Source organism: Cardiobacterium sp. Marseille-Q4385 (genome assembly GCF_916618745.1).
Classification (GTDB): domain Bacteria; phylum Pseudomonadota; class Gammaproteobacteria; order Cardiobacteriales; family Cardiobacteriaceae; genus Cardiobacterium.
Map to the genome: position 1 here is coordinate 116,507 of NZ_OU745373.1, position 14,561 is coordinate 131,067.

General features: G+C 55.6%; 17 protein-coding genes and 1 pseudogene. 5 read left to right on the plus strand and 13 right to left on the minus strand.

Annotated elements, in window-relative coordinates; translation table 11 throughout:
• Window positions 1-70: 70 nt before the first annotated feature.
• The 7 genes from LG374_RS00630 to nagA all read right to left on the minus strand — a co-directional run bounded on the left by LG374_RS00630 (window position 71) and on the right by nagA (window position 5,892).
• Window positions 71-637: a YceI family protein gene (locus LG374_RS00630; RefSeq protein WP_225755888.1), complete on the minus strand. Its 567-nt coding sequence runs from the start codon at window positions 635-637 to the stop codon at window positions 71-73.
• A 188-nt stretch (window positions 638-825) separates the two neighbouring features.
• Window positions 826-1,446: a pyroglutamyl-peptidase I gene (pcp, locus tag LG374_RS00635; protein WP_225755889.1), complete on the minus strand. Its 621-nt coding sequence runs from the start codon at window positions 1,444-1,446 to the stop codon at window positions 826-828.
• A gap of 15 nt (window positions 1,447-1,461) precedes the next feature.
• On the minus strand, window positions 1,462-2,439 hold the full coding sequence (locus LG374_RS00640) for a DUF979 domain-containing protein (RefSeq protein ID WP_004143434.1): 978 nt from the start codon (window positions 2,437-2,439) through the stop codon (window positions 1,462-1,464).
• Window positions 2,440-2,448: 9 nt separating this feature from the next.
• Entirely contained in the window at window positions 2,449-3,192 is a 744-nt protein-coding gene (locus LG374_RS00645) for a DUF969 domain-containing protein (protein ID WP_004143432.1), read from the minus strand.
• Between the two features lie 315 nt (window positions 3,193-3,507).
• Window positions 3,508-3,951, minus strand: a complete 444-nt coding sequence (locus tag LG374_RS00650) for a gamma-glutamylcyclotransferase family protein (RefSeq protein ID WP_225755890.1) — start codon at window positions 3,949-3,951, stop codon at window positions 3,508-3,510.
• Window positions 3,952-4,491: 540 nt separating this feature from the next.
• A complete protein-coding gene (locus tag LG374_RS00655; protein ID WP_225755891.1) occupies window positions 4,492-4,731 on the minus strand; it encodes a hypothetical protein in 240 nt (79 codons plus the stop codon).
• A 36-nt stretch (window positions 4,732-4,767) separates the two neighbouring features.
• Complete coding sequence (gene nagA / locus LG374_RS00660) at window positions 4,768-5,892, minus strand: N-acetylglucosamine-6-phosphate deacetylase (protein WP_225755892.1); 1,125 nt, start codon at window positions 5,890-5,892, stop codon at window positions 4,768-4,770.
• On the opposite strand from nagA, the gene LG374_RS00665 reads away from it, so the two are divergent.
• Complete coding sequence (locus LG374_RS00665) at window positions 5,891-6,151, plus strand: hypothetical protein (RefSeq protein WP_225755893.1); 261 nt, start codon at window positions 5,891-5,893, stop codon at window positions 6,149-6,151. The genes nagA and LG374_RS00665 overlap by 2 nt on opposite strands.
• Before the next feature lie 112 nt (window positions 6,152-6,263).
• Here LG374_RS00665 and LG374_RS00670 read toward each other — a convergent pair whose 3' ends face one another.
• Complete coding sequence (locus LG374_RS00670; RefSeq protein ID WP_225755894.1) at window positions 6,264-7,523, minus strand: hypothetical protein; 1,260 nt, start codon at window positions 7,521-7,523, stop codon at window positions 6,264-6,266.
• Window positions 7,524-7,793: 270 nt separating this feature from the next.
• Between LG374_RS00670 and gmk the strand changes: the two genes are divergently transcribed.
• Window positions 7,794-8,405, plus strand: coding sequence for a guanylate kinase (gmk, locus tag LG374_RS00675; RefSeq protein WP_225755895.1), 612 nt, complete (start codon window positions 7,794-7,796; stop codon window positions 8,403-8,405).
• A gap of 105 nt (window positions 8,406-8,510) precedes the next feature.
• Here gmk and LG374_RS00680 read toward each other — a convergent pair whose 3' ends face one another.
• From LG374_RS00680 to LG374_RS00700, 5 genes are all read right to left on the minus strand, one after another.
• Window positions 8,511-9,539 (minus strand): WG repeat-containing protein, encoded by a 1,029-nt coding sequence (locus tag LG374_RS00680; protein ID WP_225755896.1) that lies wholly within the window; start codon window positions 9,537-9,539, stop codon window positions 8,511-8,513.
• Between the two features lie 126 nt (window positions 9,540-9,665).
• Window positions 9,666-10,097, minus strand: a complete 432-nt coding sequence (locus tag LG374_RS00685; protein WP_225755897.1) for a hypothetical protein — start codon at window positions 10,095-10,097, stop codon at window positions 9,666-9,668.
• Window positions 10,094-11,836 carry a bifunctional alpha/beta hydrolase/class I SAM-dependent methyltransferase gene (locus tag LG374_RS00690; RefSeq protein ID WP_225755898.1) on the minus strand — a complete coding sequence of 581 codons (1,743 nt, stop codon included), beginning with the start codon at window positions 11,834-11,836 and terminating at the stop codon, window positions 10,094-10,096. Before LG374_RS00690 ends, LG374_RS00685 begins: the two co-directional genes overlap by 4 nt.
• 67 nt (window positions 11,837-11,903) lie before the next feature.
• Window positions 11,904-12,500: a CDP-alcohol phosphatidyltransferase family protein gene (locus LG374_RS00695; protein ID WP_370639319.1), complete on the minus strand. Its 597-nt coding sequence runs from the start codon at window positions 12,498-12,500 to the stop codon at window positions 11,904-11,906.
• 87 nt (window positions 12,501-12,587) lie between these two features.
• A complete protein-coding gene (locus LG374_RS00700; RefSeq protein ID WP_255594343.1) occupies window positions 12,588-13,148 on the minus strand; it encodes a LysR substrate-binding domain-containing protein in 561 nt (186 codons plus the stop codon).
• 21 nt (window positions 13,149-13,169) lie between these two features.
• Here LG374_RS00700 and LG374_RS00705 point away from each other — a divergent pair.
• The 3 genes and pseudogenes from LG374_RS00705 to LG374_RS00715 form a co-directional block, all read left to right on the plus strand.
• Window positions 13,170-13,403, plus strand: a pseudogene (locus LG374_RS00705) (alpha/beta hydrolase); the annotation flags it as partial.
• A gap of 101 nt (window positions 13,404-13,504) precedes the next feature.
• Entirely contained in the window at window positions 13,505-13,843 is a 339-nt protein-coding gene (locus tag LG374_RS00710) for a cyclophilin-like fold protein (protein ID WP_225755901.1), read from the plus strand.
• A gap of 85 nt (window positions 13,844-13,928) precedes the next feature.
• On the plus strand, window positions 13,929-14,531 hold the full coding sequence (locus tag LG374_RS00715; protein ID WP_225755902.1) for a carboxylesterase: 603 nt from the start codon (window positions 13,929-13,931) through the stop codon (window positions 14,529-14,531).
• Window positions 14,532-14,561: the final 30 nt, after the last annotated feature.

A 14,561-nucleotide genomic window follows, 5' to 3' on the forward strand; every position in this document is an offset into this window, starting at 1 on the left:
TCTAAACTGAAATTTCGCGCAAAAGAAAACCCCGCTCAGGCGGGGTTTTTCTTATTCAGACGAAGCCTTATTACTTCGCCGCTTCTTTCTTGTCACCGGCACGGATGCCTTCGCCGGAAACACTGACCTTCACCAGCGGTGCGACTTCGATATTGGCGCCGTAATCGGCGGGCTTCAGATCAAAGGCGGTGCTGAAGCCGCTGCGGTAGCCGCCCCACGGGTCGCTGCCTTCGCCCACTTTGCTAACCGGCACGGTGATGCTTTGCGTTTTGCCGTGGAAGGTGAGATCGCCGGTGAGTTGGCCGTCTTTCCAAGCGGTGGATTTGAAGGTGGCTTCCGGGTATTCGCTGCTTTCCAGGTATTTTTGCAGGTGTTCATCGCGCTCGCCGAAGCCGGTATCCAGCGAAGGGATTTTGACGGTCACGCTCACGTCTTTGATTTCGCCGCTGTCGCTATCGTAGGTGTAGCTGCCGCTTACGTCTTTGAAGAGACCGGGAATGGTGCTATAGCCAAGGTGGGAAACGCCGATTTGCACGTAGAAGTGGGTTGGGTCGATGTCGTATTTGACTGGGGCGGCGATGGCGGCGCTGCCGGCAAACAGGGCGGCAGTTAAAAGTGCGCTGCGGAAAGTTGTCATGGAGGTTCTCCGGTTATGGGTGAGGTGCCGCATGGTAGCCACTATGCTTTGCGGGGTCGTTACGATTTGGCTATTTGCAATCCTGTGCACAAAAAGCGCTGCAAACAGATGCAAATCCCGAATGAATGCCGCGTGAACACTGATAAAAAAACTCCGCCTGAGGCGGAGTTTTTTATCGTGGCTGCCGCTTAATCCAAAGCCGCAATCATCGCTTCAAACCCTTTGAGCAGGGTATCGAGCGACATGGTGGCGACTTGCGCGTCTTTGCCGCTGCGCACCGCCATTTGTTCCGGCAGGTAGGGGATGTGGATGAAGCCGGCGGGGATGGCCGTTTTGCCTTGCGTGGTGAGGTAGTGCAGCAGGCCGTAGAGCAGGTGGTTGCAGACGTAGGTGCCGGCCGAATTGGAGACGCTGGCCGGGATACCCTGCGCCTTGACGTTCGCGACCATTTTTTTGATCGGCAGCGTTGCCCAGTAGGCGACCGGGCCGCCGGTGACGACGGGTTCATCAATCGGCTGGTTGCCTTTGTTGTCGGGGATACGGAAGTCGTCAATATTGATGCCGATGCGTTCCACCGTGATGTCCGGGCGGCCGCCCGCCTGGCCGATGGTGATGACGGCATTGGGCTGCAATTCTTCAATCGCCGCCTGCACGGCTTTCAGCGCCTCAAAACGCACCACCGGGATTTCCCGCGCGATGACTTCGTAGCCGTTGATGGTTTTGCCTTGCAGGCCTTTCGCCACTTCCAGCGCGGGGTTGACGGATTCGCCGTCGAAGGGTTGGAAGCCGGTAATCAGCAGTTTTTTCATGGTTTACCTCGTTATTCAGAAGCCAAGGAAGTACATCAGAAGGATATTGACGCAGAGCATGATGAGCGCCATCGGGATTTGCGCCTTGATGACGCCGTATTTGTTGTCCATTTCCAGGAGCGCCGCCGGGACGATATTGAAGTTGGCGGCCATCGGCGTCATCAGCGTGCCGCAATAACCGGCCAGCATGGCAATCGGTGCGACAATCAACGGGTTGGCGTGATGCAGCTGGATGGCGAGCGGGATGCCGATGCCGGTCGTCATCACCGCAAAGGCGGCGAAAGCGTTGCCCATGATGACGGTGAAGAAGGCCATGCCGATGCAGTAAGCGGCGGCGACGGCGAAGCCGATATGGGTCGGCACGATTTGCGCGACGATATAGGAAACGGTGCCACCAATACCTGCCTTGTCGAAGAGCGTACCGAGAGCGGCGAGCAATTGCGAGAGGATGGCGGCCCAGCCGATGGCATCGAGCAGGCGGCGGCCTTCATGGAAGGATTGCAGCGGCGAGCCTCGGGTGATGAGGAACACAAGCAGCAGCGACAGCAACGCAGCAACGCCGAAGCCGATGAGCGCGCCGAGGTCGGTGATACGCGGCCAGGCGATGAAAAAGGTGAGCACACCGACGCCGAGCACCGGGATGAAAAGCAAGTTGCCGAGGCGCGTGGCGGCGGCCAGTTTCGCGGCTGGTGCAGCTTCCTTGTATTCGCCTTTGCCCAGTTGCTTGGTGGCAACGATGACCGCCATCAGGATGACCAGCCAGCCAGCGATTTCCCCGGCAGCCAGGCCGGTCAGTTTGGCGAGATGATCGCAACCGTAAAAGGTAATGGCATAAACAATCCAGAATACCGCTGTGCCAATCCGTTTCGGGTTCTTGCGGTCAACAATGGTCAAAATGCCGAATATCAGCAGATAAATGGCGCAAAAGATATAGACATAATCCAGAGTAATCACGCTTTTCAGCTGAAGCAGGGAAATACTTTCTTCTTTCATGGCAGTATCCTAGGATTTATTGGTAGCAGTATCAGCATGAGAGCCTTGCGCGTTATAAGCGGCAATCTCTTTCTCAATGGATTTGTCGAAAAGATAGAAACGGATAATGGCCAGCAGCAAAACGATGATCGCTGTTGGCAGGCAATAGAACGCCATCGTCTCCAATTCGCTGGGCAGATTGTTTTGCTCCAATACGCCTTTAATCAGCAATAATCCGCCGGAAGCGACAAACAGCAATTGTCCGAAGAAATTGCCGTAGTTTTCGCTGGCGGCTGCCTGGGCGCGAATGCGGTCCAGTGTTTCCTTGGAAGCCTGCCTCCCTTTCAGCGCTGCCGCTTCGCCCATCGGTGCAATCAGCGGGCGGATAAAGGTCGGGTGGCCGCCCAGCGATACGCCGAGAGCAACGATACATTGACGGATAAACATATAAAGGCTGAATATCCGCCCAGCAGTTACGGCTTTCAATTTGCCAATCAAAATTTCCGCGCGTTCACGCAAGCCGTAATGCTCGGCAAGACCAATTACTGGCAATACCAGCACAAATAACGACATATAACGGTTTTTAATAAAGGCATCGCCAATGATGGTAACGATCTCACGCACGCCCATTTTGGCGGCAAGACCGGTAACAAAACCGGCGACGATAACAACTAACAGCGCATTAAAACGCAGGGCCAGACCGACCACCATCACCAGAATGCCCGAAAGCACCCATAATTGCTGCGCATCCAGAAAATGTTGGGCATTTTCCATGGGAGAACTCCTAAATCAGATAAAGAAAAAGAAAGAGGTTGTGCCATAAGGGGCATAGAAACGGTTGCGTGATGGGTGATTACCTCCTGCAAGGATGCGCCGATACGGCGAAATGTGTGAAATTAGTGTGGAAATATGCGCTTTCATTACAAAATTGTCAAGAAATTGTGGAATTGCGCGTGAAATACAGGCGGATTATTGCGTTTTCTTGGGAAATTTCCTGTTTTTTGAGCGAAAAAACGCGTCATTCATATCATTCATGCTGAAAAAATCCCCTGCTCTGGTGAGCAGGGGCGGAGTTTTTCGGCACCAACATCAACTGCGCACGGCGTTGTGCAAAATATTGACATCGAAGCCGAAATCGCGATAGCCAATTTCACAGATTTCCACATAATGCGCGGCGGGCTGCCCATGCGGCATCCCATCCACCATCACATAAAGAAACACCTCAACGGGCGACTCGCTGCCGTCTGTGCCTTGCAGCATGACCGTCATCGTCACCTTCCCGTACAAATCGGGAAAATCCTCATAGACATCCAGCGCCTGCTCATCGGCAGCGCTGACCGCCCAGATACCCAGCGGCACCACACCACCCGCCTGCGGCTCGATGGTCAGCATCACATTGCCCGGCCTGCCGCGATAATGCAGGGCATAGCCGCCAAGCAATGCCTGGCCGACACGCACCGCCTGCGGACAACGCTGCCGCATATCCGCCAGGTGCAAATTGCTGCCGTATGCCGCATACAGTTTCTGCTTCATGATCTTTTGCCTTTATATCGGTTAAACAAGCGGCGCAAAGTATAGTGACTTTAGACAGGAAAGAGACGAGACAATGCCGGCACAGCATCGCTTCTATTTGCCACCACGACCTCGTTTTATTTGGACACCCTTCTACACGACAAAAACTTCTCCGTGCTCGCTTGGCGGAACCAGTATTTACGCCGCTTGGTGAGCCCAGTATTTATCCCGCTTGATGGGGCCGATATTTATCCTGCTTGGCGGAACCAGTATTTACGCCGCTTGGCGAGGCCAGTATTTATACCGCTTGGCGAGCCCAGTATTGATACCGCTTGGCACAAACAAAGCCCTTCCCCCGTGGGGAAGGGTTGGGATGGGGGCAGCAAACAACCAGCGCAGTGACAAAACCTACCGCTTGGCGGATTCGGTATTTACGTCGCTTGGCAAAGTTTTGTCGTACGAAGCGGGCATCACAAAAAACCCCTCGCTTTATGGCCGAGGGGTTGAAGCTATCGCATCAGCGGCAAATCCGGTAATCACGCCGCCTGACGGCACCAGTATCTATGGCATTCCCGGCATTGGCGCGGGTTGGGCATTTTGCATCCGCTCTTTGGTCCAATAGCTGCGCGGATCTTCCGTCGTCGGCGCCGGGGTGGCGGTCGAGCTATCCGAGGCCTCCGGCATAGCAGGGGTTTCCGGCGGTGGCGGTGCGATAAAGTTTTCGCGGCCACCGCCACCGCCACAGGCGGCGAGAACACTGAGGGAGAGCAAGGCAATCGTCAGTGGTGTTGTGGTTTTCATAAGGACCTCTCTTGGTTGTGGTGAAGCGGGATGATGTTATGTGGTCGGCAATGCCTGCAACTGCATTGCATCGCTCAGCCACAGCACGTCGTTCACATCGCGACGGGTGATGCGCGCCAGATCAGGGCAGTCAAGGTAGCGCGCGGGGTTGGTGATGACCATGCCGAGCGCGTCTTCTACCGCGAGGTGCATGTAGCGGATGGCGTTTTGCACGCATTGCAGCAGGGTGACGTGCGCGCCGGCGAGCGAGCCGTGTTCGTTGACCAAGCGGTCTTTTTCGACGAAGACGCGCACCCCGCCCGGCAGGGTAAATTCGCGGATATCCGTGCCGATGGTGTGCATGGAATCGGTGACGAGGATAAGGCGGTCTTTGCCGATGAGTTTGCAGGCAGCGGCGAGCGAGAAGGGGTCAACGTGTACACCGTCGGCGATGATGCCGCAGTAGAGGCGCAGTTCGGCAGCACTGCCGATAACGCCCGGTTCGCGACCGACCAGCGGCGGCATGGCGTTATAGAGGTGGGTCACGCCGCCGAGACCTTCGGCGAAAGCACGCTGCATATCGGCTTTCGCCGCCATGGTGTGCGCGGCGTTGACGCGGATGCCAAGCTCGCGGATACGGCGGACGGTGCCCGCCGGGACGCGTTCCGGCGCCAGCGAGATGATGCTGTGTTGCAGGTCGGCAGCGTGTTTTTCGTAGCAGGCGAAGTCTTTGTCATCGGGGGCGCGGATGAGGCGCGGATCATGCGTGCCGTGTTTTTCCGGATGGATGAACGGCCCCTCGAAATGCCCGCCAAGGATGCCGTGCACATGGCGGCTCGCTTCGGCGATGCTGGCGATGCCGCGCAGGTAGTTGTCCTGCGTGTCGCAGATGAAGGTCGGCAGCATGGCGACGGTGCCATAGGTGCGGTGCGCGGCGAGGATGTGCGCGAGGCCTTCTGCGTCGCAGTGCGCGTTCACCAAATATCCGCCGCCACCATTTGCCTGTGTTTCGATGAAACCGGGGCTGAGGATGCCGCCGTTCAGGCGGCGCACGGGGGCGTCAACGGACAGGTCGCTGTCGGCGATGATGGCGACGGTTTTGCCACCGTCAACGAGCAGGCTGTGGTCGTGCAACATGACGCCGTCATGAAAGATACGCGCGCCTTGGTAATAGAGGGTCATGGTAGTTCCTGATGGAAGTGAGGCGGCTATTGTAGCGCTGCGACTGGGTGGCGGGTTGCAGGGCAAAAAATTTACTTCTAATATCCATTCCTGTATCTCGCAAACAGGCAAAGAGGTGAATCATGGAAGCAAAGAAAAAATCATCCGGCGGGTGGTTGCATGGCTTTATTTTTGGCTTTTTATTTTCTATAGCCTTCAATATCTTATGGAATTACCTTTATCCAAAATTGCAAGTAAAATATGGACTGGAATGGAATAGGAATTTTATTTCCTTCTGTATTTTTATCCCGGCGGTATCAGGTTATACTTACTATCTGCACAAGAAGAATCAGAATGCAAAATAATATTACCCAACTATATACGATGGAACACTAATCCTGAACGGCCATGCTGTTAGCAATCTCTGGCTGTAAGATACGGTATGCTCCCCATAAGATTAACCATAAAGCAGTACCTAAAACCAGTGCCATCACAAAAGGCATATCCAAAAAATATAACACACTACCCATTATAATTCCCATGCACAGTAGCACAACCCAGTGCATAGAAATAGGTAATATCATGATAAATCCTGCTGTTACTGCCAACAGCACAGCACTCCATTGCGCTACGCTGATAAATTGCTCCATTAGTGATAACCAACGAAACTGCTCTCTGTATATCGCAAAATACGCAAGCTGCGATAATGTAGCAAATAACAAAGTACCGCCGAATACGAATACTGCTAGTAAACGTCGCGCCACTTCTGAAGCAATACCACTTTTGACGCTATCTGTTTCGCGCGGCAATATAAAGACAAAGAGGAAGGCGGCAATGCCACCGCCAGCAACAAATTGCCAAGGAATGCGAAAAAGGCCGTCATCATAAATAACACACAGGCTGCACAAGATGCCTATTACTGCGCCACTAAGCAGCATGGTAAATATGCCGGCCAAATTGCGCCGCAGATTGCAGACTACGGCAAAACAGGCTGTAATTAGCGCGGAAGGCAGACCAGCCATGCTGCCCATCATGATAAACGCCATCAACATGCCACTATCAAAAGTCCATCTCGCATGACGGATGGATTCCATTGTGCCGGTAATCAGCCAAAAAAACATGCCACCGCTAGCACCAGAAAAGAGGCAAACCGCTGCAATAAACAACCCATAGCACCGATTTATTCGTCTTTGTAAATCTTTATCTGCTAAAGGAGTATCTTCCGTTATCTTCGGTAAGAGAAAAATAAATCCTACTGTCGCCATAGCACAGCAGAGGATATACAGTATAGCATTCACAAACAACGCAAAATTCCAGCAATCTTTATCTAGAACATCAAATATATAAATAGGAGATATCCACAGGATATAGATGAAGTTGATGGATGCTGCTGCCGTTATTAGTAGGGTGCCATGCCAAAAAGAGCGCCGCAAACGTAATGACACAGCGAGTATAGCTACTAAAATTATCGGCACTAATGATAGTTTCCATATCATCCTAACCATAGCCACAATATAAATTGGCTCACTATTGCTTACCAGCAGATGGGTCAGAAAATAGAGCATCAACACGCTTAATGCACTAGTTAATAATCCTGCTCCCAAAATATAGACTAATAAAAAACGGCCATACACCGAAAAGAGAAAAAACATAATGCCTCCCAATCAATATAACGTGCACTATGCGCTTTACTCAGGAATACTGCTTGAAGTAAGCGTGAATTGTGTGTGAAAAAACAGGGACGTCATTTATCCCGCTTGGTGCGAAAAATCCCCGCCCTGTGAGACTGTGAGAGATAAGGGTATGAACGCCATCCATGAACAGACGCATATTTGTAGCCCGCGCGAGGCGGTATTTTTCGCCGCATGCCGCCGGGCGGGGTGATAAAGTACGCGCCGTTTTTTCATGTCTCAGAGGGTTTTATGCAGGGTCAGTTGTGGATTGTGGCTGCGCCGTCCGGCGGCGGCAAAACGAGTTTGATTGCCGAGGCGGTGCGCGTGCTGGATGATGTGGTCGAAAGCGTGTCGCACACGACGCGGCCGGCGCGTCCCGGCGAGATCGAGGGCGTGCATTATTTTTTTGTCCCGCCCGAGCGCTTCCAGGCGATGATCGATGCTGACGGTTTTCTCGAATATGCGCAGGTTTTCCACAATGCTTACGGTACGGCGGCGGCACAGGTAGACGCGCTGCTTGCAGCGGGCAAGGACGTGATTTTGAGCATCGACTGGCAGGGTGCGCAGCAGGTGATGGCGCGCCGCCCGGATACGCGGTCGGTGTTTCTGCTGCCGCCGTCGCTGGATGCTTTGCGCGAACGTTTGACCGCACGCGGTCAGGACAACCCTACGGTGGTGGAAAAGCGCATGGCGGAGGCGGAGGAGCAAATCAGCCACTTCAGCGCGTTTGAGTTTGTGATTGTCAACGAGGTGTTTGCGCAAGCGGCCGGGGAATTGCAGGCGCTGATTACCACCGACCGCCTGCGCCGCACGCGGCGCGAGCAGGATTTGCAGCCGCTGCTGGCGCGACTGGGTCAGTAAGCGGAAGCTGCAATTTATCCCGCTTGGCGGGTTTTCACATGCGACAAAAAAGCCTCCCCACTGGGGAGTTTTTTTGTGCCGCTTTTCTGCATAAGCAGCAGGCGTCTAAAACCACTGCAACGGCAGTTCACGCAGGCGGCGTTCGACATCGAAGCGATTGAGTCCATCGCGGTGTTGCACCATGTCCGTGCGGACTTCGTGCAGGGCGTCGCGCAGCCAGGTTTTCAGCGGTATCAGTGTGTTTTCACCCCAGGCGCGGTAGTAGAGACGGCCTTCGCGGTCGGCGACGATGCGGGACAGTTCTTCGTTGCGGTAGGGTTGGCGTTCGTCGTCGTATTCGTAGGCACTTATGAGGTAGTAGGGGTTGGTGCGGCTGGGGCGGGCGGTAATGACGAAGGCGAGGCTGCGGCCATCACCCGGGCGTCCGTCGTCGTAATACGCCAGTTCGCTCAGCGCTGAGGTCGCGTTGAGCTTTGCCACGATGTACTGCTCGAAGGGGTTGTGGGTAAAGGGATAGGGGTAGTAGCGTCCGTCAATTCTCACGTCTGTCGGCGAGGTCGGCTGCGCCTTACCCCGCACGGTTTCGCCTTTTTGGTTGATGATGTGGCTTTGTGCGCTGTGATCAACGGCATCCAGCACGGCGTGTTCGCCGCCATCGATCCATTTGGTGCGCCAGTTACCGGTATAGACGGTTGCATAGCCGTGCGAGAAGGGGTCGGCTGCGGCGTATTGCGCGGGGATGACTTTGCGTCCGTTGCCATCAACGAAGCCGACTTTGCCGTCCTCAATAAAGCGGCGGTAGCCTTCTTCCCAGTAATCCATACCGTTGTCAAAAGAAATGGGCGAGTAGAGGTAGTGGCCAGCGCGGTCATAGATATCGCCCGCCGCCCAGGCCGGGGCATCGTCGGCGGCGCGGGGCTGATGAATGCTGGTGATAAATTCGATTTCTCCGCCCTGCGGATCCTCGTCGTACACTGTCCAGCCAATATCGGGATAGCGGGCGGGCACCAGCACTCGCCCCGCCTCGTCTTTCAGGCCAACACGGTCGTCTTCCCGAAAATAATGCAGCGGAGCGGCAATGAGCGGCGACATAAGCAGCAAGGTGAGGAGCGGGACGATGTAGAGACGGGGCATGGGATTCTCCGTGCGGATGGGAAAGACATTTATCGCGAACCCTGTCCGCAGGCCAGGGAGAACGGATATTCGTACCAGACGCCGGGGATCTATCGTGACGGATCATCTTGGGTTTACGCCTATCGCCTAACTACGCGGCAGTTGCCGGTGCAGCCACCAGCCGCCAATCAGCATCGCCAGCGAGGCGATAGCGGCTATCAGCCAAGCATAGAGCGGGATATTCAGGGTACCGCCACTCAGGGTGTAGGTAAGTACCAGCAACGCTTGCAGCAACAGGTTGCCCCAGCCGCAGCGCAAGAGGCGCGGCTGTCGCCATTTTCCTGCGCAGTGCACTTGCAGCGGCGCGGCATTGATGAGGGTAAAGAGAACGGCGGCGCAAGCGAGGAGGCGCGGCAGGTGCGTCGGGTTTTGTGGTGTGTTCAGCCACATCATGACCAGCAGCAGCGCGCCGCAACCGGCGAGGTTGACGGTCAGTGTCGCCGCCCAGTACACCGCCCGTTGCGGGCGGTTCAGGGCGTTTTGCCGCTGGCGTAGCAGGCGCTCTTGGGCCGGGGTCATGCTTTGACGGCCAGGCTCACGGTGAAGATGCCGTATTCGTCGATCCATTGGTGGATTTTACGGAAACCTGCTTTGGCGACGAGTTGGTCCATTTCTTGCTGGCTGCGGCGGCGCATGACCCAGTCCGGGCTGCCGGCTTTGTGGCTGGTAAGCGCACGGGCGATCATTTCCAGCTGCGGGTGCCAGGGCTGGCCGGTGTAGATGAGGTAGCCGCCGCTTTCGATGGCGTCGCCGAAGCCCATGAGGGATTCCTGGATGAGGTCGTTGTCGGCAAAGAGTTCGTGTAGCCCGGAGACGATGCCGAGCGTCGGGCGCGGGGTGAGATTTTGGTAGTTGGCACGGTCGAAGGCGTTGACTTCGTCGAAGCTGACGAGGTTTTGCAGGCCGCGTTCTTGGATGAGTGCGCGTCCGGCGGCGACGTTGATCGGGCTGTAGTCACGCAGGCGGACGCTGTCGGGTCTGACTTTATCCGTCAGCGCGTCCAGCACGTAACGGCCATGCCCGGAGGCGATGTCGAGGACATGCACGGGTTTGCCCGCCGCGCGCAGTTGAGCGAAGGCGGTAGCGATGGCTTTGCCGATGTTGACTTTGCGCTCACGGATGCCGCGCCAGCCGATGGCGTTCAGGTAGTGGCGGTCATAAGCGAGGCCGATGGCGTTTTTGCCTTGCGGGGTGTTGCGATAGACGTAATCGAGGGTGCTGCCGGAATCGTAACCGGTGTCGCGACCGATGCGCAGTCCTTCGCTCCAGCGCGCGCCGAGGCGCATCATGGCGCGGTAGAACGCCCAATACAGCCCGCGCGGCGAGTAGCGCGGCAACGGCGTGGCGAGTTCGTCGGCCTCGATACGGCTGGCGCTCGCGAGATGCGCATTCGTCACGTCCACGCTGTGCGGCGGTGCGGCGAAGCGTTCGCGCAGGAAGCGGCGCATGGGCGCGAAGGCCAGCTCGCGTTGCTCTTCGCCGAGGGTGTCGTGATAGAAGCCAGGCAGGATGTGGCGCTCTTTGATGTGGCTGCCGAGGTGGTTGTAGAAGTCGTGTTGCGGTTTGTGGTGCACCACCCAGTCGTCGCCGGAGACAAAGAGTTGCAGCGGCGTGGTGATGGCCTGGGCATCGGCAACGACGCGGTCGGCGGTGTCGTAGAGGCCGAGCAGGATGCGCACCGAGATGGGGCGAACGATCAGCGGGTCACGGTTGAAATCGTCCTGCCGCGCCTTGTTGTGGGTGAGGTAGTGCGCCTTGACGTAGCTGTTGACGAAGAAGTTGCCGCGCAGTTTGTAGAGCAGGCGCAGGCCGCTACGCGCGAAAGGAACATAAAGCTTGACCTTGAACGCAGGCGAAGCGAGCACGGCGCAGCGCACCGGCGGAGCGTAGTCGTGCAACCAGGCGGCGACTTGCACCGCGCCGACGCTTTGCGCGATGACGGCGATGTTTTCCAGCCGGATGCCGTATTCGCGCTCAATGTGCCGCATGAAATCCTGAATATCGGCGACGGAGCGGGCGACGCTGGGCGAATCTCCACGCGCGCCGGGGCTGTGGCCGTGCCCGCGCGCGTCCCAGGCGAAATAGGCAAAGTCGTCGAAACCAAGCTCGTCGGCGACAAACATCAGGCGACCGGAATGCTCGTGCCCCCGGTGGAAAAGGACGATGGCCTTGTCCGTGCTGCCGTCTTTGGCGGGGCGGTAGCGGTAAAAAAGTGACGTGCCGTCGCTGGTAGTGAAAGTCTTTTGCTGTTCGTTCATGGGGATTCCTTATTGCGAGGTGAAAAACGGAGAGGATTGTAGCCTATGCGGCTTCTTAGACTATCGCTCAATCGCGCAAACCCAGCCGCACCCGCTGCACACAGGTGACAACCAGCAAGGCAACCAGCCCCCACATTGGCCATAGCATCCACGCGGGCAACTGCCCCGCCAGGGCGTACCACAGCGCCAGTGCGCCGATGACAAAGGCACGGTCGCTTTTGCCGAGCGGGCCGTCATAGCGGCGGCTGTTGCCATGTACCTGCCCCAGCACGCCACAAAATTCCGTCAGCGCCGCGAAGAAAATAAAACAACCGATGACCAGCGGGCCAAACGGCGCAATCAGGGCAAAAGGCAGATAGAGCGCGGCATCAGCGATGACGTCTGTCAATTCATTGAGATAACCGCCGAGACGGGACTTCTGCCCGAACTCGCGTGCCAGCATCCCATCCGCCGCATTCAGCGCCATGCGCAGAAAGAGCCACAGCGGCAGCAAAATAAAGACACGGGCGCAATGCGGTGCCAGCGCAAAACCAATACCGAAACCGACGGAAATCAAACAGGCAAAAAGCGTAACCTGATTGGCGGTGACCCCGCGCGCATAAAGCTGCCGCACCAGCGGGCGCAACAGCTGTTGAAATTTGGGTTTCAGTTCATAAATGCTCATGGGCAACCTCAGCGGAAAAGCGTGGAAAGTGCGCATTATCGCCGCTTTGCCAAGAAATCCGCACCCACAACCCCATTCAAGCATCCATTACGAAAGACGCGCCCTGCCCGCAACATTATCCCCGCCGTACATCCCGCCGATAATCTCCGTCAACCAGTCGAAAACCGCAAGGACGCGCGGGCTGGTGATGCTGCGTTGCGGACGGTAGAGAAAGACCGGCCAGCGGTAGCGTTCCAGCTCGGGCAGAAGTTCCACCAGCCGCCCGGCGGCGAGGTGTGGCCAGCAATAACTATCGCCGATAAGGGCACAGATAGCCCCCGCCAGCACCGCCGCCAGTTCGCTGTAAGCGTCGTCGCAAATAAAGCGCGGGGTTTTCGGCATGACCTGCACCGTGTCACTGATCGACCACCCCCAGGAGCGGCCGGTGTTGATATTGATCTGGTTGCCAGTGGGGTAGCGGGCGAGGAGATCGTCGAGGTCGGCGGGCGTGCCCAATTTTTCCACCAGCGACGGCGCAGCCACCAGCAATTCGCGGGTGTAGCCGAGGTGGCGCACAACCATCCACGGCTCCGGTTCGCTGCCGATGCGCAAGCCAATGTCGATCTGGTTTTCCACGTTGTTCAAGCGGGCGGCGTTGAGACGCGTCACCACCTGCGGCGTTATAGACAGATGCTGCGCTGTCTCGCAGAATTGCAGGGTATTGACAGCGGTGCAGGAGTATTAGTGCACGGCGAAAAAGCGCACTCGCGTTATTTCAGCGAGGACGCGTTTAAGTCGCTGGACAGCCAGGATAAAGAGCTGTTTATCGTCAAAGGCGCGAACCACACCGATTTGTACGACAACACCACGGGCAAGATTCCCTTCGACAAATTCGAGCAGTTCTTCAAGAAGAACCTGAAATAAGCAGAAAAGCCGCCCGCAAAGGCGGCTTTTTAATAGAGAATGCCATAAAAACCTTACTACTCGCCGCCGCCCTCTGTATCAACATCGCCTTTGGGAACACCATGAACATCACCCTCAACGGCCAAACTTTTACCGCCACCCTCGCTGATACCCCGGCAGCCGACGCCTTGCAACAACAACGGCCGCTCACCCTCAATCTGCGCGACTACAACCGCAACGAAAAAATCGGCCCGCTGCCGCAGGCTCTGCCTGCCAACGACGAAGCCGTTGGGCGCATCGAAGCGGGCGATATCCTGCTCTGGCAGGGCAACAGCCTGGTCATCTTCTACGAAAGTTTCGCTACGCCGTACCGCTACACTCGGCTTGGCAAAATCGACAAAGTCGCCAACTTAAAATCCGCCGTCGGTACGGGGAATGTATCGGCCAAACTTGAACGCTGAGAACGCCTGATACCAAAAGCAAAAATAGCCCGTCCATGCTCCTGCTACCGGGCTGACTGTGCCGCTTTTTATCGAGGAAATTAAAATGAAAAACGCCGTGATATACATACATGGCAAAGGCGGAAATGCCAAAGAAGCCGATTACTATAAAAAATTCTTTAGCAATGAATATGACATTATCGGCTTTGATTACAAAGCGGATTTTCCTTGGGATACCAAGGAGGAGTTGCCAAAATTCTTTGATTTTATCGCGCCGCAATATGGCAAGATTTTCTTGATAGCAAATAGTATCGGTGCTTATTACGCCATGCTATCGCTAGCGGATAAACCTATTGAAAAGGCGATGTTCATATCGCCCATCGTTGACATGGAAAAATTGATTTTGAACATCATGATTTGGTCAAACGTAACAGAGGAAGAACTGCACAAAGAAAAGGTAATCGAGACATCCTTTGGAGAAACGTTATCTTGGGAATATCTTTCTTATGTGAGAAATCATCTCATAAACTGGCATATCCCAACCAATATTCTTTACGCAGAGAACGATAATCTAAATTCATTAGAAATCATAACAAGTTTTGCCCATAAACTGGGCGCCAGTCTAACCGTCATGAATAATGGTGAACATTGGTTTCATACAGAGGAAGAAATGGCTTTCCTGGATAACTGGTTTAAGACGTTTATATAACCTGTCCCGATACCTGTGCTATTTTTTAGA

Excerpts from the sequence above, each read along its gene's own strand:
- LG374_RS00630 (WP_225755888.1), bottom strand. The coding sequence starts at position 637 with ATGACAACTTTCCGCAGCGCACTTTTAACTGCCGCCCTGTTTGCCGGC.
- pcp (WP_225755889.1), bottom strand. The coding sequence starts at position 1,446 with ATGAAAAAACTGCTGATTACCGGCTTCCAACCCTTCGACGGCGAATCC.
- LG374_RS00640 (WP_004143434.1), bottom strand. The coding sequence starts at position 2,439 with ATGAAAGAAGAAAGTATTTCCCTGCTTCAGCTGAAAAGCGTGATTACT.
- LG374_RS00645 (WP_004143432.1), bottom strand. The coding sequence starts at position 3,192 with ATGGAAAATGCCCAACATTTTCTGGATGCGCAGCAATTATGGGTGCTT.
- LG374_RS00650 (WP_225755890.1), bottom strand. The coding sequence starts at position 3,951 with ATGAAGCAGAAACTGTATGCGGCATACGGCAGCAATTTGCACCTGGCG.
- LG374_RS00655 (WP_225755891.1), bottom strand. The coding sequence starts at position 4,731 with ATGAAAACCACAACACCACTGACGATTGCCTTGCTCTCCCTCAGTGTT.
- LG374_RS00665 (WP_225755893.1), top strand. The coding sequence starts at position 5,891 with ATGGTAGTTCCTGATGGAAGTGAGGCGGCTATTGTAGCGCTGCGACTG.
- nagA (WP_225755892.1), bottom strand. The coding sequence starts at position 5,892 with ATGACCCTCTATTACCAAGGCGCGCGTATCTTTCATGACGGCGTCATG.
- LG374_RS00670 (WP_225755894.1), bottom strand. The coding sequence starts at position 7,523 with ATGTTTTTTCTCTTTTCGGTGTATGGCCGTTTTTTATTAGTCTATATT.
- gmk (WP_225755895.1), top strand. The coding sequence starts at position 7,794 with ATGCAGGGTCAGTTGTGGATTGTGGCTGCGCCGTCCGGCGGCGGCAAA.
- LG374_RS00680 (WP_225755896.1), bottom strand. The coding sequence starts at position 9,539 with ATGCCCCGTCTCTACATCGTCCCGCTCCTCACCTTGCTGCTTATGTCG.
- LG374_RS00685 (WP_225755897.1), bottom strand. The coding sequence starts at position 10,097 with ATGACCCCGGCCCAAGAGCGCCTGCTACGCCAGCGGCAAAACGCCCTG.
- LG374_RS00690 (WP_225755898.1), bottom strand. The coding sequence starts at position 11,836 with ATGAACGAACAGCAAAAGACTTTCACTACCAGCGACGGCACGTCACTT.
- LG374_RS00695 (WP_370639319.1), bottom strand. The coding sequence starts at position 12,500 with ATGAGCATTTATGAACTGAAACCCAAATTTCAACAGCTGTTGCGCCCG.
- LG374_RS00710 (WP_225755901.1), top strand. The coding sequence starts at position 13,505 with ATGAACATCACCCTCAACGGCCAAACTTTTACCGCCACCCTCGCTGAT.
- LG374_RS00715 (WP_225755902.1), top strand. The coding sequence starts at position 13,929 with ATGAAAAACGCCGTGATATACATACATGGCAAAGGCGGAAATGCCAAA.